This window comes from Sphingomonas faeni, from assembly GCF_024273235.1.
GTDB lineage: Bacteria > Pseudomonadota > Alphaproteobacteria > Sphingomonadales > Sphingomonadaceae > Sphingomonas > Sphingomonas faeni_A.
The window spans coordinates 1-17,342 of the sequence record NZ_JANBVH010000022.1; the positions used below are offsets into that span (position 1 = coordinate 1).

Annotated in this window: 15 protein-coding genes and 1 pseudogene; 8 read left to right on the plus strand and 8 right to left on the minus strand. The window is 60.8% G+C overall.

Features of this window, described 5'->3' with window-relative positions:
• Window positions 1-601, plus strand: a pseudogene (locus NLI89_RS12920) (hypothetical protein); the annotation flags it as partial.
• A gap of 337 nt (window positions 602-938) precedes the next feature.
• Here the strand turns inward: NLI89_RS12920 and NLI89_RS12925 are convergent.
• The 3 genes from NLI89_RS12925 to NLI89_RS12935 form a co-directional block, all read right to left on the minus strand.
• Window positions 939-1,885, minus strand: a protein-coding gene (locus NLI89_RS12925; RefSeq protein WP_183938040.1) for an IS630 family transposase whose coding sequence is annotated in 2 segments (ribosomal slippage) — window positions 939-1,549 and window positions 1,549-1,885 — 948 coding nt in all. Because the reading frame shifts where the segments join, the coding sequence is not laid out codon by codon here.
• Between the two features lie 62 nt (window positions 1,886-1,947).
• On the minus strand, window positions 1,948-3,267 hold the full coding sequence (locus tag NLI89_RS12930; protein WP_254687388.1) for a hypothetical protein: 1,320 nt from the start codon (window positions 3,265-3,267) through the stop codon (window positions 1,948-1,950).
• Window positions 3,264-5,186: a TIR domain-containing protein gene (locus NLI89_RS12935; RefSeq protein ID WP_254687389.1), complete on the minus strand. Its 1,923-nt coding sequence runs from the start codon at window positions 5,184-5,186 to the stop codon at window positions 3,264-3,266. The genes NLI89_RS12930 and NLI89_RS12935 overlap by 4 nt, the downstream gene beginning before the upstream one ends.
• A gap of 1,030 nt (window positions 5,187-6,216) precedes the next feature.
• On the opposite strand from NLI89_RS12935, the gene NLI89_RS12940 reads away from it, so the two are divergent.
• From NLI89_RS12940 to NLI89_RS12950, 3 genes are all read left to right on the plus strand, one after another.
• On the plus strand, window positions 6,217-6,900 hold the full coding sequence (locus NLI89_RS12940) for an AAA family ATPase (protein ID WP_254687390.1): 684 nt from the start codon (window positions 6,217-6,219) through the stop codon (window positions 6,898-6,900).
• The gene (locus NLI89_RS12945) at window positions 6,897-7,280 is read left to right on the plus strand and encodes a hypothetical protein (RefSeq protein ID WP_254687391.1); all 384 of its coding nucleotides are present in this window, start codon (window positions 6,897-6,899) and stop codon (window positions 7,278-7,280) included. Before NLI89_RS12940 ends, NLI89_RS12945 begins: the two co-directional genes overlap by 4 nt.
• Before the next feature lie 206 nt (window positions 7,281-7,486).
• Window positions 7,487-8,359, plus strand: coding sequence for a DUF4238 domain-containing protein (locus NLI89_RS12950; protein WP_254687392.1), 873 nt, complete (start codon window positions 7,487-7,489; stop codon window positions 8,357-8,359).
• Window positions 8,360-8,380: 21 nt separating this feature from the next.
• On the opposite strand, the gene NLI89_RS12955 is transcribed toward NLI89_RS12950, so the two are convergent.
• Window positions 8,381-8,671: a hypothetical protein gene (locus NLI89_RS12955; RefSeq protein WP_254687393.1), complete on the minus strand. Its 291-nt coding sequence runs from the start codon at window positions 8,669-8,671 to the stop codon at window positions 8,381-8,383.
• A 342-nt stretch (window positions 8,672-9,013) separates the two neighbouring features.
• Between NLI89_RS12955 and NLI89_RS12960 the strand changes: the two genes are divergently transcribed.
• The 4 genes from NLI89_RS12960 to NLI89_RS12975 all read left to right on the plus strand — a co-directional run bounded on the left by NLI89_RS12960 (window position 9,014) and on the right by NLI89_RS12975 (window position 12,854).
• Window positions 9,014-9,595 (plus strand): ribbon-helix-helix protein, CopG family, encoded by a 582-nt coding sequence (locus NLI89_RS12960; RefSeq protein ID WP_254687394.1) that lies wholly within the window; start codon window positions 9,014-9,016, stop codon window positions 9,593-9,595.
• The gene (locus NLI89_RS12965) at window positions 9,592-11,118 is read left to right on the plus strand and encodes a relaxase/mobilization nuclease domain-containing protein (RefSeq protein ID WP_254687395.1); all 1,527 of its coding nucleotides are present in this window, start codon (window positions 9,592-9,594) and stop codon (window positions 11,116-11,118) included. The genes NLI89_RS12960 and NLI89_RS12965 overlap by 4 nt, the downstream gene beginning before the upstream one ends.
• Window positions 11,119-11,153: 35 nt before the next feature.
• Window positions 11,154-12,206, plus strand: coding sequence for a hypothetical protein (locus NLI89_RS12970; protein WP_254687396.1), 1,053 nt, complete (start codon window positions 11,154-11,156; stop codon window positions 12,204-12,206).
• A 210-nt stretch (window positions 12,207-12,416) separates the two neighbouring features.
• Entirely contained in the window at window positions 12,417-12,854 is a 438-nt protein-coding gene (locus NLI89_RS12975) for a BLUF domain-containing protein (RefSeq protein WP_254687397.1), read from the plus strand.
• Between the two features lie 37 nt (window positions 12,855-12,891).
• On the opposite strand, the gene NLI89_RS12980 is transcribed toward NLI89_RS12975, so the two are convergent.
• From NLI89_RS12980 to NLI89_RS12995, 4 genes are all read right to left on the minus strand, one after another.
• Window positions 12,892-13,449, minus strand: a complete 558-nt coding sequence (locus NLI89_RS12980; protein WP_254687398.1) for a flavin reductase family protein — start codon at window positions 13,447-13,449, stop codon at window positions 12,892-12,894.
• Window positions 13,450-13,540: 91 nt separating this feature from the next.
• Complete coding sequence (locus NLI89_RS12985) at window positions 13,541-14,686, minus strand: alkene reductase (protein WP_254687399.1); 1,146 nt, start codon at window positions 14,684-14,686, stop codon at window positions 13,541-13,543.
• An 85-nt stretch (window positions 14,687-14,771) separates the two neighbouring features.
• Window positions 14,772-15,851, minus strand: a complete 1,080-nt coding sequence (gene adhP / locus NLI89_RS12990; RefSeq protein WP_254687400.1) for an alcohol dehydrogenase AdhP — start codon at window positions 15,849-15,851, stop codon at window positions 14,772-14,774.
• Window positions 15,852-15,891: 40 nt separating this feature from the next.
• Window positions 15,892-17,307, minus strand: a complete 1,416-nt coding sequence (locus NLI89_RS12995; protein WP_254687401.1) for an NAD(P)(+) transhydrogenase (Re/Si-specific) subunit beta — start codon at window positions 17,305-17,307, stop codon at window positions 15,892-15,894.
• Between the last annotated feature and the right edge of the window lie 35 nt (window positions 17,308-17,342).

Genomic DNA, 17,342 nt, shown 5'->3' on the forward strand with positions numbered 1-17,342 from the left:
GGCCGCGGTCCGGACGGCGATCGCCAAAGGCTTTCCTGTCGCCGCCTCGCTCTTCCGCCAAATGGAAGAAGATCCCGCGGTCCTGCTCGGTGAAATCTGGTCTGTTATGCTGGAAACGCGCGAGCTCTATGAGCATGAACTAAAGGACGCGAAGGCCACTTTGACCACAGTGCAGTGGTATTCGCCGACCATCGCGGCTGCGACGTTGAAATGTTTCGCCTGCGAATCCGAATTGCTGGAGCAGCTCGATCCCGACAACAGCGCTCAGGAAATGGTCGCTTTTCGATGCCGCAGCTGTTTCGCTACACCAGACGTAGCCGATATCATCGAGGCGACGATCGAGAACGCCTTCGCCTTCGACGCCTATACGCGCGCTAAGGAAGGCGGCGAGGAGGGCCCGGTCTACCAATGTCCCGCATGCGAACGCGACACCTATGTCGAGACGGAGGACAGCTGTGCCAATTGTCATGAAAGCCTTAATTACGACGCTGAATGCGCGCGCTGTTCCAATGGCATCTCCATCCAAGAATACCTTGACGGCAATGATTCCGGGCTTTGCGGTTACTGCAGCTACGTTTCCGACAAGGTGATGCGTGAGTAACGCCCTGTTGCCGAATATGCGCGGTACAGTTCTGACGTTTTCCAAGTCTCAGTGATTCAAACGTAGAACTTGAACGGTTGCCGTTCCTCTCCTTTCGCCGACCCCATCGTTAATACATCACCGACCATCCTCGCAAAACGAACCGTGACGGGAAGGCCATCGTTAAAGTTACATGAATTGTAGTTTATTTTAGTTAAACCCATTATGTCGTTCAACACTGACAATATATCAGGTTGCGTATCCTTGCTTCTCATGACTGTGATGTGAAGGGGATTCGGTGTCTCAGGACCGATGTACGTATCGAGCTGAGGGACATAGCCGTTAGAGCGGTTTCTGATCAGTCTGCATCGTAACCAGCGGCTGCAAAATAGTTCGAGCATTCCTGGGGTGAGTAGAGGTCCACGATGCGGCCGATGGCGTCCCAGAGGCCATGGATGGTCCGCTCGGCCGCTTTTCGCAGATGCGCCTTCAGCTTGGAAAAGGCCATCTCGATGGGGTTGAAGTCTGGGCTGTAGGGCGGAAGGAACAGGAGCCTGGCACCCGCGGCTTCGATGGCGGCGCGCACGGCAGGCGCCTTATGGCTGGATAGGTTGTCCATGATGACGACGTTGCCCGGTGAGAGTTCAGGCACCAGCACGCGGGTCACATAGGTGGTGAAGGCATCGCCGTTCATCGGCCCGTCGAGAACCCAGGGTGCGATCATGCCGGTGCGGCTCAGACCCGCGACGAAGGTGGTGGTTTTCCAGTGCCCGTGCGGCACGCCGGCCCGCAGTCGTTCGCCGCGCGGCGCCCTGCCGTAGCGACGCGCCATGTTCGTCGATGCCCAGGTCTCATCGATGAAGATGAGCTGCTCGGGATCGAGATCGAGCTGACCGTCAAACCATTCCTCGCGCCGCTTCAGGATGTCGGGACGATCCTGCTCGGTCGCGTGCGCAGTCTTTTTTTGCGCGTGATCCCGCGCCGCGCGAAGAACCGCCATATCGTGCCGAGTGCGACCTCGGTGCCGTGATCGGCCAGAAGTGCCTGCAACTCTGCCAGAGTGATGTCGGGCGTCGCCTTGTAAGCCTCCAGGATCAACCCGGCATGCGCCTCGATCCTCATCGAACGTCGATCGCCACCCTGCTGCTGTGGCGCCGGCGTTCCGTGCTGGTTTGCAAGCTGCTGCCACCGGACAGCGCTCGCGGCACTGACACCGAACCGTACCGCCGCCTGTCGACGCGACAGACCGCTCGCGATCGCCGCCACAACCCTGTCTCGAAGATCCACTGACAATGCTCGCGCCATCCATGCCAGCCTCCTGCACCGGCACGCACCTGAATCAGAAAACCGCAGCGACGGGAATCCCCTTATGATTCAGCACGGTGAGAAACCGCTCTAGTCCAGAGGTAGGCGGTCCGCCGATCAAGCAACAGCGCCGTTCCACGCAAGACCGGATAGTCGCCGTCTCGAAAAAGTTTGGTGTCTCCCGAAGTCGTGCGGATGCGAACGCCTATGACGTTAGTTTCGACTGGCGCGGCGTCGACGAACGCCTGCCATTCCTCATCATTGAAGTAGGTTTGGCCGTGAATGAATAATTCGCGAGGCGGTGCTCCGTGACTCGCCGTGTAGGTATCGAGTACCATCGTCAGTAGCCGCTTTGCAGCGTCGCGCTTAAGGTGGAATTCGTAGTCGCCGGTTTTCCAAGGCCCGTTGGCGCCCCGAAACACCACCCCATCGCCTTCATTGAGAAACATTTGAGCAGCGCAGCAAGAATGCCCTTGGGGATCGTTGGGCAAGCTTTTGTAGACCATGCCTATGTAGCAGACCCCCGGCCGCACTGACGCCAGCCGCCATGGCGGTGTGGGCTGGGATTTATAATATAGCCCAGTGGCCAGGTTCCAGGCGATCGTGGCGGCGTCTTGAGTCTTGCGTAACGGATATCCGGCGCTGTTGAGAAAGGCTTCTGGTGCAATCGTCGTCTCCCGAAGGAGCTGCGTAGGTGCAATCTTGAGAAACTCTGCCTTGATCCGGCGGTGAAAATCCGGAACGTCTTCGAAGATGTTCTCGTTGGTCTGATCGATCACGCCGGCAGCGGCTAACAGTGGCAGGCTAACCTTCAGCTTTTGCCTTTTGGAGAAAGTCCCTTTCTCCATCTTCAAGCCCATTCGTTTGGAGCCTGGACGGCACCGGTCATATACGATCTCGGGCACCACCAGCATCCAGACGTCGACGCTGCTTTCCTCATTACGAAGGTGCTTGTTGACCCGGTCGATGTAGAGGTGGGCAACTTTCTCGACGGCCTCGTTCAGGTTCTCGATGCGCGTGGCTCGATCAATCTCTTCGATGGTTATGGCGAGCGTTCTTACATCGTCCGGGTCAAAGGTGACGCCGAAGGCCTCGTCAATGCCGGGGAAGTTTGCGAGATGTAGACGGTCCGCTTTCTCGCCCTTGCCGGGGGGTGGCACTGTCACGACTGACTTCAGTTTGTAGGCCCAGGCGCGGAAGTGAGCGATCCCTTCGCGGGTGCCGACTACCCCGATCCGGATATCGCGAATCTTTTTAGGTTTGGCGTGTGGCCCATAAAGGAATAGCCCGTCTTTTGGGTGGGGGCTGCGCTGGCCAGCGGCGAACTCCAGTTCGGGTTCGTGGATATGCTCAACGCGCAGCGATACTTCCGGGAACCTCATGCCTCAACCTCCTCCTCAGTTTCTGGACGGCCAAGCGTGCTCAAATCCGCTTCCTCGTCGTCGGCATCGAGGATGTCAGGCAGGGCCGTACTGACCGGGGAGGAAAAGAGGATAGGTGCCGCCTCCATAATGACCGCCGACGAGGCGGAGAGGGGAAGACGGATAAACGCCGACTCCCCCGACAGAAGCTCTAGGAACGCGAGCATGCGGCCGTGCCACTGCTTGTTACGCCATCCTTTACAGACGCTGCGTCGAAGTCGATGCATCTTCTTGGCGTCATCAATTTCTAAGCCAGATGGGGTGCCGTTGTCAGCCGCGAACAGCACCCTCGACTTAAGTTTGAAGTGCCAGAACGGCCAAAAAGTCGGCAGGGCAGTGACGCCAAACTGCCAAATATGTCCCTTGGCCGCATTGCGCAGCATTGAAGAACGCCGATCTCCTTGCCGACCCCACGGTATCCGCTGGCCTGTAGCGGCGAGTCCGGGAGAAGCGTGAAATCCGATGCTGCCGGAATAACGGTACTCGAGCAGACCGCGCTTACGGCAGAACCCAAACCATGCCTCTTTAAACATCGTGTTGATGATATTGGACGCTGGTTGACGAAGCAGCCCAAGTCGCCGCGAGCCGTGTTCGACAAACTCCACGATTGGAATAGACAGTACCGCTCGGAACCGCCCTACCCCCCCGAACGCTTCTGCGATCTCAGCTTCGTTGGAAAACGACAGGAAACCGGCAGCATGCAGAGCAGCAGGGAAAGGGAATGCTGCAACCGCCCGCTTCAGCGTCGCCTGATCCACCACGCCGCTGCTCTCGTAATAGTGGATGTCATCTGGCGCTTCGACGACACGCAGCCAGTTGGAGGTAAGGCGCTCAGGTTCGTTGACGAGCGGGATGGCACCGCGTCGGCGGAAGATTTCCCAATTGGGATCGATTACCCGTTCGTCAGAACGCGGGACCCTTTGCCGCTTGAGGGCGTCGAGCAGCAGTGCCAGCCCCTCTCCCCAGCCACGCACGAAATCTACGGGAACGGCATCCCCAAGGCCTTTGACCTTCCGGAAGCTTTCGAGACGTAGCGGGACGATAAAGCGATTATCGCCGCGCTCCTTGGCGACGTCGAGCGCAATCTCTAGATCGTCCTGAACATGTGGATCTTCCAGCGTCGTATTCGTACACACCAGGAGGACTTTTGCGGCGCGATATTGCAAGGCTGCGTTGATCTCGCGCCGCCAGCGATCGCCAGGCTGCAAGGTGAGGATATCGGCAAAGACACGGTATCCCTCCGCTTCGAGCTTGGGCGCTAGCCATAGTGTAAATTCATCATCCGTCGGGCTCGCTTTGAGCAAGAAAATGACGTCGTGCTGGGCCGGCGCTTCATCGGGCTTAGCGGACGCCGATGGCGGCGTTGGCAGAAGCCGTGCCAGCACCGGTGGTAGCCCGGGTTTACCCAATGCCTTTTTGACGGCATCCGTTACCACCGTCTCCAGCATTGTAGTGGAACCCGACCAAAGCCTGCTATGCGCACGCTCGACCTCGGGAAACTCGCGCAAAAGGGCGGCGAGATCGTCTGCACCGAAGATGTCGCCAGACGAGATCAGCGTTGGCCCGATAATCGTCGCCAGACTGGTCTTATTGCCTGGTGTGAGCGGCACCGAGGTCGCGAGGATATAGCGTTCTGACTGCAAGCGGTCGATTGATGGCCGCTCTTTGGTCATCGTTGTCTTAAGAGCTGAGAACGGTGAGCGCTGGTAATGCTTGACCTGAAGTATGATCGCTCCGCTTTCTGTCACGTACCGACCATCAATTCCGCCGTCAGGCCCTTCCGTGAACGCTTCGAGACGAACACCGATGGCGCGGCCGATCAGGTCACGGGCTAAGCTTTCAAAATCGGTGTGAGATAGCTTAGAAAAATCATAATCCATGGGGCATGGAAGACGGTGTTTTCCACTATCGTCAAGCCTTGGCCGTAGGATAGCACCGCCGCCACGTCGCCCAGAGGGATGTCCGAATTACAGGAAGCCCTCGCTGGCGTATTCGCGGAACCGCTCGTGATCGCGGACATATTCAGCCACCATGTCGATTGAAGCATGTCGGCTGTGCTCGCGCATCGTGAACAGATTAGCGTTTTGCCGCCCTGCTTCAGTGAGGAACCCGGCTCTAAGCGAGTGGCCGGAAAATAATACACCGGCTCAGGCTGGCTTTCGCACGGCAGCTTTCACCATCAGCGCCACACCTGGTGCGCTCATCGGTCCCGCTGTCAGCCGCCCCTGCGGTGTCAGCTTCCGGAAGACTGGCCCCTATTCGGTCCCGGTTTTAGCCGACCAGGCGCGACAATGGCGAACTGGCTCGAGCCGTCGACCATCCGGAATGGCGACGCTGTGCCCCTGCCCTCTTGGTCAGTCTTCGATGTTGGCACCCGCACCTGCAAGCTGCGCGTGCCATCAGACACAGGCCAACCGTAATCGCCACCAGCGTGGAGCGGCGAAAGGCACCGGCCATGCCAATCGCGCCCGGCCGCGGTATGAGCGCAGATCCTCGCCATCGATCGTGTGCAGCATATCGCGCAGCGCGTCGCCGTCGGCAGGACGCTTCTTGGCGGCTGCCCTAAGCGTTGCGCCGGATAATGCGCGGGCGACATGACCGTCGACGAGAATTTTGATCCGCTGCTTGCGTTATTGCAAGCAGGTTGCTTGCTTACAAATATCCCTCCCGAAAGCTTCTAGGAAAGCGCAAGCGCAAGCGCAAGCGCCCGCGCAAGCGCAAGCGCATTTGCAAGCGCTTGAGCAGGCGCAAGTGATTGGCAAGCGCGAGCGCAAGCGCAGGCGCATGCGCCAGTGCTAGCGAGTGCGCCAGCGCATGCGCTAGACACTGGCAGGCTATAGTGATATCGATTGCGAAAGCGCATGCGCTAGCGAACACGCAAGCGACTGCGCAATCTTGATGGGGGGCTCCATGTCCGTAATTTCGATCGGCAATCCAAAAGGCGGAGCGGGTAAAACCACACTTGCGCTAGTGCTCGCCGACCAGCTCCACGAGAACGGAGTCAAGACAGCCGTCATCGATGCTGATCCGAACGCGATCATCGCCAAGTGGGCTGCGAAGCGAACCAAGGCGGGGAAGGGCGTCCCTTACACAGTCGTCCCACGGCCGACCGAAGGCGAGATGATTCAAACAATCGAGCGCCTGTCTGAGACACACAGCATCGTTATCATCGACCTCGAGGGTGCGGCCTCACGAATGACGTCGCGCGCTCTTGCAAGGTCACACATGGTCCTCATTCCATTCAATCAATCGCCGGTTGATGCAGAACTCGCGGCGACGGCGGTCGCACTTATCGAGGAAGAAAGCGAAGCCCTTGGCCGCCGAATCCCATATCGGTTGGTACGTAGCCGAGACAGCGCAGCGATTGCGACGAAGACGTCCAAGCGCATTGCCAGTGCGATTGAAGAGGCCGGGCTGCCGACACTGAGCGTGGGCCTCGTCGAGCGGGCCGCCTACCGGGACATATATGAGTTCGGAGCGTTGTTGCGCGAGTTAAATCCGACCGAAACATCAGGCCTCCCCAGGGCCCAAGAGAACGCCCAAGCCTTGGCTGAAGCCGTGATCGAAGCGCTGCGCGTGGAGTACAAGGCATGAGCAACTTCGGGTTTAAAAAACCGGCGACAAGCGGAGAAGATACTAAGCGGCCGGGTCTCGATCTCGAAGGCATCCCGACAGGACCAATCGCGCTGGATCCTGTGAAAGAGCGAGAGGCGGTGCAAAGGGGTGAAGCGCTTGGCTTCACCGATCGCGGCCAGAATGAGGACACTCAGAAGGGCAGGGGGCGCCGCCGACAGAAACCTCCAGCCACGCCAATGGAGGTCATCTATGTCCGCGCGCCCAAAGAACTGGCGGAGTGGTTCCAAAACTACACCGACGCCCAAGGTCACAAGGCATACTGGCAGTCGATCCAGGACATGCGGGATCTGATCGAACGACGGCGTGACACCGGCACGGAACGACAGCCGCAGGAATGAGCTGTTAAATGGGGCTGACGTTGACGACGCCCTCGCACGTGATCACGTCCAAGCAGGCAAGCACCGGCTAGTGACGCCGGCTAACGAACTGGCGAACTGGCACCGCACAAGGGGACCGAACTCGGTCAGCCGAATTTGATCCTGCGACGCCAGTGTGAGAGGCCGATGTGCAGGACGGTAGCTGAGCGCACGAAGATCGGGTGACAATGACGCAATCAAAACCTCAGGCCCCTTCGCAAGATCACCATTTCATACCAAAGTTCCTTCTGCGCGCCTGGGCAGGAGCCGATCGAAAGGTAGCGTGTTGCTGGCGCCGTAAAGACGGGATAGTTCGACCGGGACGCCTCAGTCCGAAAAGTTTCGGTTATAGAACGCTGCTCTATACCACCCAGGGCTTGCCGCCGGAGCATGCCCAACAAATGGAAGATAAATTCTTCAAGCAGCTCGATGACCAAGCAGCCAATGCCCATCAGCTTTTAGTGGCAGGGCGCGTCGGAGAGCTGACCGACGCCATGGTTTCAGGGTGGGCGAATTTCATCATATCGCTGTGGTTTCGCACACCCACCGACATTGATGGTCTGGGAGAATTCGTAGATGCTTTCAGGGACTCGGACTTCAGCGAGGCCAAGTTAGGAATGGCGACACCGGAGGCGCTTCCCGATGGCGCCTATAGTGCGCTTCAGATGGAAGCGGTCCGCGAGGCGATCTATGATCGGGCGTTGAACCAAGCGCTTGTAGACATGAATTGGTATTCGCTCGAGACGGACACCTCACGCCGCTTCATGATCTCGGACTGGCCCACGCACACGGCTCAGAACCTGCCGTTTCTTGGGCACCCCAACTCGTATATCGCGATGCCGATTTCACCGAGGCGCATCTTCATCGCCGCAGCGTCGAACACCTTCATTTACGAGGGGCTTGATACGCCCCAAGCGTTTCTGGTCGATCGCGTAAATGAAGGGATTGTCGCCCATGCCAGGCACTTTGTCGGCTATGCCGATGAGGGAGAAGTTCCGTTCATCAAAAGCCATTTCGCAAGCGCGCGACGCCCATCCGTCGCGGCGACTATTCGGAATTGAGTGCGAACGTCGATAAGCCGATCAAGCATCCGCTTTTGTCCCGGATGCTTGGGGGATGGAGGTTAGGTGTGAGGCGACCGCCGCTCCACCATGCTGGTCGATAGCCGATGCAATTGCCCTGGCGTCCGACTTCTCAATCGCGGCGATCTTTACGCGTTCAAGGGCAGCGAGTAAAATAGGGCGGCCAGCGTCGCGTGCAGCGATTTCTGCGGCCTTTGCTTGCTCGTCGAGTTGAGCAAGCTCCGCGAGTAGGGCCTTCTTGCGCATTTCAATGGTCCGGAGATCGGCTGGTTTAGAAGGCGAACGCGGCATTGGCTTGTCTCCTAGGGTGGGCTGAACCAGTTAGTATGATGTCGGGAGACGGCTAAGATTTCTAGTGACTTTGATAGAGCCTGGATCGCTTAAATTTCAAAAAAACAGCGCGCGCCGAAGGTGCACATTTGGGGGGTCATCGACGTGAACCAAAAAGGGCTGATGTTCTGACGAGGGGACAACGCCAGACAGTTGCTCCCGCTCCGCGTCTGTGAGAAGATGCAGGGCGCGGGGATGATTTGGAAGACCGATGAGGGTGAGTGTTGAGGGATGGCAGGATATTACTCGTGGCACCAATGTCGGACATTGGTTCACGAGGTTCCGCTGCTCGGGGCTTGAGAAATGAAGGTTACGGTCCGGCTCAGCGATGACCTTACCGCGGAGATCGATCGGATCGCCGCAGCCAATGGGCAGACGCGTAGTAGCTGGATCACTAAGGCGTTGACGATTGCGGCGGTCTCCTCGGACAGCCAAGACGTTCCGCTCATGCCGGTGCAGGGCAGGGGGCACCCGGACGACTACATCCGGGTGACGGTCCGACTTAACCGCAGTGAGATGGAAGCCATCGACACCGTTGCTGCACCGATGCGGCTGACGCGGAACGAATGGATCAAGCGCACAATCCGTTGGCAGCTTTGGGACAAGGCGGCGCTGCTGCGGCTTGCACCAGTCACTCAGACCGAGATCGGTAAAGTGCGAAAGCAGGTCCTGGCGATCGGGCGAAACATCAACCAGGCGGTCCACGCCATGAACGCCGCCAACCAGCCGGAAAGCTCTCTCGACATCGCTCGGATCGCGGGCACGTTCCTTGAGACCTGCGGCGATTTGCGGTCGCTTTTGATCGAGGCACGGCGCTCGCTGGCTTCATCCATTGGTGGCGAGATCGGCTACTGGACCCGCAGGGATGAAGGGCAGGGCCAATGAGTTTCCGGTTCTCGTCCGGTACGATGGACTCGATGGCTGGCGTGTTCGCACCACCCAAGAAGTACCGCATGGGATCGGGTGGGGGCAGCGCCAAGGGCCCGAAGGCCAGGGGCACGATACTCGGCATGGCCGTGGCGTCGATGTTCCCGAAGCCGACGTCATCGACGGGTTCCCACGCGAGCAGTCAGACGAAGCACGCGTTCGGGGGTGGGTCGCATACTCGCGTGAACAACCGTGCGGTGATGGCTGCGGAGCGCACGTCGCGTCGCGTTCCTGAGGCGGTAGTACGGGTCACAGGACGACAGCATGGTGGCGGCCATGTGCTTGCGAACTTCGCGTACATCAGTCGCCTGGGTCACGGCGACGAGAAGGAACTGGGGCTCGAAACGAGTGAGGGCGAGATCCTCCGCGACGGCCGTGAGATGCAGTTGCTCGCCAAAGAATGGAACGATTGGGAGATGGACGGCGATGCACGTCGCAAGGGTGCGACGTCGCTTTCCATGATCCTATCGATGCCCACGGGCACCGATCCGGAGCGTCTCAAAGGTGCTGCCCTGGATTTCGCCAGGGAAGAGTTTGCGAACCGCTCCTGGGTCGCTTCGCTCCACGTTGATCGCGATCACCCGCACGTCCATCTTACGATTGCACGCCGCGATCATGACGGACGGCGCTTCCATCCTAACCGTGAAGATCTCTTCCGCTGGCGCCAACGCTTCGCCGAGAAACTCCGTAATCGCGGCATCGAGGCGAACGCTACACCGGCAAAAGCGCGGGGGATCGACCCCAAACACGAGCCGATCGCCGCTGTAAAAATGCGTGAGAAGGGGCAGGTCCCGCAGATCGACAAGAGCCGCATGGCACGTGTGCAACGTCTCCGCGAGCAGGGGGTCGAAGATCCGGTCTTTGCCATGCTCGCGAGCCGACAGGCAGCGGTCCGCGCGACCTACACGCGCTCGATCATCGAACTGTCGGCGTCGCCCTTTGCTGCTGACCAGCTGGTTGCGAAGAGCCTGGAACGGTTTGTCGAGACAATGCCGCCGCCTGAGCCCAACTCAGTCAGGGCTATGCGCCTCGCAAGCGAGCGAGAGGCCGAGCCGATCGCCTCGGCGCCCGTCCGCGCGCCCATTCGTATCCCTGATGTGTCGGCATCGCGCGTCGATACCGGCATCGACCGGCTCAAGGCGCTGCACGAAAAACTCACTTCTCCCGAGGCACAAGCCAAGTCCCCGACCGATGGAAAGGCAACGACGAGCGGCCCTCCCAGCGACGTCGCGGACCGCATTCGCAAGCTCGTAGAGAAGAACCGAGGACCTGCCGGCAAAGACGATGATCCAGACCGTGCGGGTACGCTCAGCGACCGTCTCCGTGCCCTTACCGAGAAGATCAGCGAACCTTCACAGCCCATCGATCTTTCGCGCCACGACGAGATTGTGCGGCAAGCCGAGGAGCGAAACCGCGAGCGGCTTGATCGCGAGCGGCTCGACCGTGAGCGGGCGAAGGATAGGGACGGACCAGGCCGATGAGTTCAGACGCATCTACCGTCGCGCTTGCCGCCCTGATGGACGCAGTGTCCTTGCTGCGGGGTGAGGTAGCAGCCCTGGCGCAAAGCAACGCTCGCCTCGAGGCGTCCCAGCAGGAAATCCATCGACGTCTCGACGTCATCGACACAGGCCTTGCCCCGCTTCCCGACCTCTTGCCGTACCAGGAGGCGATCCTCACCAAGACGCTTGAGGGTGATTATGCCACGCACGAGTGGCTCAAGGCGCTAGCACCGGTCCTGGACAGGATCGTGGAGCAATCTGCCGAAGATCGGGAGTCGATCGGCATGCTGCATCAGGACGTTATCCGGGTCCGAGAAATTGCCGGCGCTGGCCAGAAGGGGACCGCAGAGGTGGCCCTGGGCTTAGAGGTAATCGCAGGTCGTTTGGAGGAAGCTGCCAGCGCAGCTCGTAAGGAGAGGAAAGCCGGGTTCACGACGACCGCGGAGTTGATTGGCTATACGCGAGCGGCCGCCCTGGGGCACCGAGGACCATTGCCGGTCCATGTCGAAGACAATCCTATGCTGGAGCGCTTTATCCTTGCCCAGCCCGCCGACCTCACCTCCGATGAGCGCGCCCTGGTCGATTGGAGAACCGCCGCCACGGCCGCCAGCACCGCAGACCTGATCACAATCCTGGAGAAGCAACAAACGCCGTCACCAACCGACACTCCCCAGGCGCGCCTCCTTCGATATCGCCTCGCAGCGATCACCCGGGCTAAGATCGAAGAACGCGGAGCAAAGCCGCCCGCGCGGCCGACCACGACACGAGCAACCGACCGATCGGCAGCGACGAGCTTTGAACGCTCCCTGGAGCTTGCTGAGCTATGGCGAAACGGCGAGAGCACCGAGCTATATGCCGAACCCGAATTGGCCGGCGCGATCGATCTTTTCGACGCTCTGGAGAGTGGGCTAGAACCTACCGCAAGCGACGCCGTCCAGCCTGAGCTGTCCGCGTTTCACCGCGAGATAGCCAAGCGCCTCGAGCTAGGCGAACGGCCGACACTCGATGAGAGCGGCCCAGCGGCGCGGCTCGACCGCGCAAACACGGTCGAGCCTAGCAAGGACCGCTAGGCTTTTGGCGCTTTCTTAGGGTCGGCGGGGTGACGATGATCGCCGCGCTTGCCGTAGTCGTGGGGGCCCAGGTATTGAACGGTTAGGCGCGTCGGTCCGGATGCAGGGCAAGCTAAAAGCCTGTCGGCGGGACAAGGAATTGCCGATGGCTACTGAAATTAGGCGCTCCTGTCTTATTTGGCCACCGACTCTCGGAAAGGCACGATATCGATGACCCTGCTATCTCTGCTCTACGTGAGCCGAAGCACCATCGATGCGGCGCTGGCCGAGACGGTGGTGGCGGACATCGTTGAGACGGCCGGTCGGGTGAATCTCGCACTGGAATTGACCGGCGCGCTCATATTCACCGGAGCGCATTTCGCGCAAATTCTTGAGGGGCCAACCGGCGCGGTCGATACCCTCATGACGTCGATCGCGGCCGATACTCGTCACCGGAACATCCTGATCGTCGACCGGCTGCCTGTCCAGAGCCGAAGCTTCGACCAATGGAGCATGGCGTATTTTGGCCGCGTCCGCTTCGTTGAACGGCACATCACCGATCTGATCGAGACGCCGTCCTCCAGCGATCGAAGTCATTCCAGCAAGCTGCTTCGTAAGCTCATGCACGAATTTTCGGTGCAGCACGTGCCGGCGTTACGCGGGGCGTAGTTGAGCGCCGAGACTCCAGTATCAGGCCCGAAGACCTTCAGAGCATTTCGGGGCGAAACAGGTGCCGGCGGGAAACCGTCTTGCCCGACAGCATGAACTCGCCATCCCCACGATAGTGCAGCGTTTGCGGATAGCGCGGCGAGATAACTGCCTGGATTCCAACAACCTCGAAGATGAAGAGATTGTAGCGATCGACCAGGGCATCGTCGTGCAGTCGGCATTCGAGGTTGGCGTAGCATTCGCCGATCGAGGGCGCTGCAACCAAGCTGCTGTCGACACGCGTGAGGCCGAAATGGTCGAACTTGTCGATGTTCGCGCCCGACGTGTTGCCGATCGACACCACCGTGTCGGTGAGCACGGTGGTCGGAACATTGATCACGCATTCTCGGCTTTCGCGGATCATCTCGAAGCTGTGGTTACCGTTTGAGATCAGGCAACTGACCAGCGACGGCGTGAATTCCAGTATTTGATGCCAGCCTGCTGTCATGATGTTCGCGCGACCATCATGAAGCGAGGAGATCAGGATAACCGGGCCGGGCTCCAGGAATTGCCTGGCCCCGCTGACCGGCACCGTCTGTTTTCGTGCTCCTGTCATTGCTGATCTTCCATATCCGCGCATTCCTCTGGCGGTAACGTCCAAGGCCTGCCTGCGGTACGGGCCAAGGCCTACCGCTTGCGCTCTCGGGTCAGGCCGCCTTAGACTCTGTCGCCGAGTCCTCTGCTTCCGCGGTCAGCGTGGGATAGTCGGTATAGCCATGCGCGCCACCACCATAGAGTGTCTCGGGCGCCATGAGCGGGGCGAGCGGGCGATCCGCGCGCAGCCTGGCTACGAGATCGGGATTGGAGATATAGGCTCGTCCGAACGACACCAGGTCCGCGCGATGGCTGGCAACGGCGTCGATCGCCATCGAACGATCATAGCCATTATTGACCATCCAGCGGCCGCCGAACCGGGCGTGGAGGGCGGCGTAATCGAACGGCAGATTGTCGCGCGCGGCACCGGTTGCGCCTTCGACGATATGCAGGAAAGCCAGACCTAAGGGGTTCAGGGCATCGACCACGTGATTGAACAGCGCCTGCGGGTCGCTGTCATGGGCATCGTTAACCGGCGAGACCGGGGAAAGCCGCACGCCGAGTCGGTCGGCGCCGATTTCCGCCGCCACGGCCGTCGCGACTTCGACCAGCAGCCGCGCGCGGTTCGCGATCAAGCCACCGTAGATATCGGTTCGCTGATTGCTGCCATCGCGCAGGAAAGCATCGAGCAGATAGCCGTGTGCGCTGTGCAGTTCGACACCATCGAAACCAGCCTCGATCGCCCGTCTTGCTGCAAACCGGAAATCGGCGATAATGCCCGGGATCTCGTCTAACATCAGCGCGCGCGGCATGGACGTATCGACGAACCCCTCACTTGCTACGAAGGTCTTCGTCTTGGCGCGTATCGCCGACGGCGCGACCGGTGCGGCACCACCTGGCTGGAAGCTGACGTGCGAGACGCGCCCGGTATGCCAGAGCTGGACGATGATCTTGCCGCCCGCCGCGTGCACGGCTTCGGTGACTTTTCTCCAGCCGGCGACCTGCGCGTCGCTGTAACAGCCCGGCGTGTCGGAATAGCCCTGCGCCTGCGCGGAAACCTGGGTCGCCTCGCTGATGATCAGGCCCGCGGTCGCACGCTGCGCATAATATTCCGCTGCCAACGTGCCCGGGACCAGGCCGGGGCCGGCACGGTCTCGCGTGAGCGGCGCCATGACGATCCGGTTCGCCAGGTCTAGGGCGCCGACGGAGACGGGTTCGAACAGGGATGGGGTAGCAAGATGTTCGTGTTGAAAACGCACGGTAAGCCTCCGAAGGAATAGTGTGGAGCATATCAGCCGAGCCGTGGCCAAACCCTCGGCCAGCGCGACTGACCGAGGGGCTAGGTCACACCGTCGCCAGCTCGCGCGCGGTCGCCTCCGGGGTGACTGCGCTCGCGTCAGAGAAATCGAGCACAACGCGCGACGGCACGTCGCCGCGCTCAAGGCGATCGAACACGGTGTTGATCGCCGAGAGCGGCTGCAGCTCGATATCGGCCTTGACCTTGCCGTCGGCGGCGAACTGTAGGCACTCCGCCATGTCCTTGCGCGTGCCGACAAACGATCCGCGCACCGTGATGCAATTGGCGACGACGTCGAACAGCGGCACGGGAAACTCGCCCGGCGGCAGGCCGACGAGCACGCAGGTGCCGCGCTTGCGGGTCATGTCGACACCCTGCTTGAACGCCGCGAGCGAGGGCGCGGTGATCAGCACGCCGTGCGCGCCGCCGCCGGTCTCCTTCTTCAGAACCTCAGCGGGGTTTTGGGTCCTGGCGTTGATCACGAGATCCGCGCCGAGGCGGGTGGCGTGCGCGAGCTTGCCGTCATCGATGTCGATCCCGACCACGTTCAGACCCATCGCCTTGGCATATTGGATCGCCATATGGCCGAGCCCGCCGCAGCCCGAGATCGCGACCCATTCCCCTGCCTTGGCCTGGGTTTCCTTGATGCCTTTGTAGGTGGTGATCCCAGCGCAGATCAAAGGCGCCGCCTCGAAGGCGCTCAAACCCTGCGGAATGTGCGCGACATAGTCGGGGTCGGCGAGGAGATAGTCGGCAAAGCCACCATTCTGCGTGTAGCCGCCAAATTTGGCCTCGCCACACACCGTCTCCCAAGCGGACAGGCAATATTCGCAGTGCCCGCACGCGGAATAAAGCCACGGCACGCCGACCCGGTCGCCTTCCTTGACCGTGGTAACGCCCGCGCCGAGTGCGACGACAATGCCGATCGCTTCGTGTCCGGGAATGAAGGGCGGGTTGGGCTTGACGGGCCAGTCGCCCTTGGCGGCGTGAAGATCGGTGTGGCAAACGCCGCACGCTTCAGTCTTGACGAGGATCTGGCCGGGACCGGGGGTAGGGATCGCCAGTTCCTGGAGGACCAGCGGCTTTCCGAATGCCGTGACGACGGCAGCCTGCATTGTCTTGGCCATGACGGTTTTCCTTCGTGGGTTTTGGGTAAAAGGGGAGGGTTCAGGCTGCGGCAGCGGTCAGGCCGCGCACGGCCTCGATCATCGCGACGAGCGCGACCTTCGCGTCACCGTAAACCATGTCGCAATTGTCGCCGTAGAAGAGGGCGTTGACGATGCCGGCATAGCCTTTGCCCTCGCCGCGCTTGACCACATACACGTGGCGGGCCTTGTCGACGTTGAGGATCGGCATGCCGAAAATCGGCGAGCCTTTGTCGGTGCGCGCGGCGGGATTGACGACATCGTTGGCGCCGATCACCAGCGCGACATCGGTGGTTGCGAACTCGTCGTTGATCTGGTCGAGCTGGAAGATCATGTCGTACGGCACGCCGGCCTCGGCGAGCAGAACGTCCATCTGCCCCGGCATCCGACCGGCGACGGGATGGACCGCGAACTTCACGACAACGCCCGCGCCCTGCAGCAATTTGACGAACTCGAAGAGCTTCTGCTGCGCCTGGGCGACGGCAAGGCCATAGCCGGGCACGATGATCACCGACTTGGCGTAGCGCATCGCAATGCCGGCGTCGGCGGCCTGCACCGGCTTGAGGTTGCCAACGATCGCGCCTTGCTTCTGCTTGGGCGCGTCGCCGAAATTGGTGAACACCACATTGGCAATCGAGCGGTTCATCGCCTTGGCCATCAGCAGCGTGAGGAGAAGTCCGGCGGCGCCGACGACCATGCCGGCGATCATCAATGCCGGGTTCTGCAGCACGAAGCCTTCAAGCCCGACCGCAAGGCCCGTGAAGGCGTTGAAGATCGAAATCACCACCGGCATGTCGGCACCGCCGATCGGCAGCGTCATGAGCACGCCGAATAGAATGGCGAGGCCGAAGAACACGCAGATCCAGACCGGCAGGCTCAGCAGCGGCACAGCAATGCCGAATACCGCCGCGACGATGAGCCCGCCGACCGCGAGCGTTGCGACCAACGCCATCGCATTGACGACCTGCTGCCCGGGGAAGCGCAAGGGCTTGTTGATCACACCGTCGAGCTTGGCCCAGGCAATCAGCGATCCCGATAGCGAGACCGCGCCGATCAAGGCGCCGAGCAGGGTCACGACCAACTCGGTCGCGCCGCTCGTGCGGTTGCCGAACAGCTCGGCGGCGGCGATGGCACCAGCCGCGCCGCCGCCCATCCCGTTATAGAGCGCGACCATCTGCGGCATGGCGGTCATCGCAACTCGCTTGCCGCTCCACCATGCTAGACCACCGCCGATCGCCAGCGCGACCACCGCCAGGCCGATATTGGCGTACAGGTGCGGCCGCGCCGCCTCGACAACATCGAACACATACAAGAAGCTGGCGAGGATCGCCGCGACCATGCCGACGCCCGCGACGAAGATGCCCGAGGAGGCGGTCGCGGGCGACGACATGCGCTTTAGGCCATAGAGAAACAGGAAAGCGGCAGCGAGATCGGCCAAGCCGATAACAAGCGATGGCAGGGAGGTAAGCATAT

What these genes read in the sequence shown, in the direction of transcription:
- NLI89_RS12930 (WP_254687388.1), bottom strand. Translation starts at nt 3,267, where the DNA reads ATGAGGTTCCCGGAAGTATCGCTGCGCGTTGAGCATATCCACGAACCC.
- NLI89_RS12935 (WP_254687389.1), bottom strand. Translation starts at nt 5,186, where the DNA reads ATGGATTATGATTTTTCTAAGCTATCTCACACCGATTTTGAAAGCTTA.
- NLI89_RS12940 (WP_254687390.1), top strand. Translation starts at nt 6,217, where the DNA reads ATGTCCGTAATTTCGATCGGCAATCCAAAAGGCGGAGCGGGTAAAACC.
- NLI89_RS12945 (WP_254687391.1), top strand. Translation starts at nt 6,897, where the DNA reads ATGAGCAACTTCGGGTTTAAAAAACCGGCGACAAGCGGAGAAGATACT.
- NLI89_RS12950 (WP_254687392.1), top strand. Translation starts at nt 7,487, where the DNA reads ATGACGCAATCAAAACCTCAGGCCCCTTCGCAAGATCACCATTTCATA.
- NLI89_RS12955 (WP_254687393.1), bottom strand. Translation starts at nt 8,671, where the DNA reads ATGCCGCGTTCGCCTTCTAAACCAGCCGATCTCCGGACCATTGAAATG.
- NLI89_RS12960 (WP_254687394.1), top strand. Translation starts at nt 9,014, where the DNA reads ATGAAGGTTACGGTCCGGCTCAGCGATGACCTTACCGCGGAGATCGAT.
- NLI89_RS12965 (WP_254687395.1), top strand. Translation starts at nt 9,592, where the DNA reads ATGAGTTTCCGGTTCTCGTCCGGTACGATGGACTCGATGGCTGGCGTG.
- NLI89_RS12970 (WP_254687396.1), top strand. Translation starts at nt 11,154, where the DNA reads ATGGACGCAGTGTCCTTGCTGCGGGGTGAGGTAGCAGCCCTGGCGCAA.
- NLI89_RS12975 (WP_254687397.1), top strand. Translation starts at nt 12,417, where the DNA reads ATGACCCTGCTATCTCTGCTCTACGTGAGCCGAAGCACCATCGATGCG.
- NLI89_RS12980 (WP_254687398.1), bottom strand. Translation starts at nt 13,449, where the DNA reads ATGACAGGAGCACGAAAACAGACGGTGCCGGTCAGCGGGGCCAGGCAA.
- adhP (WP_254687400.1), bottom strand. Translation starts at nt 15,851, where the DNA reads ATGGCCAAGACAATGCAGGCTGCCGTCGTCACGGCATTCGGAAAGCCG.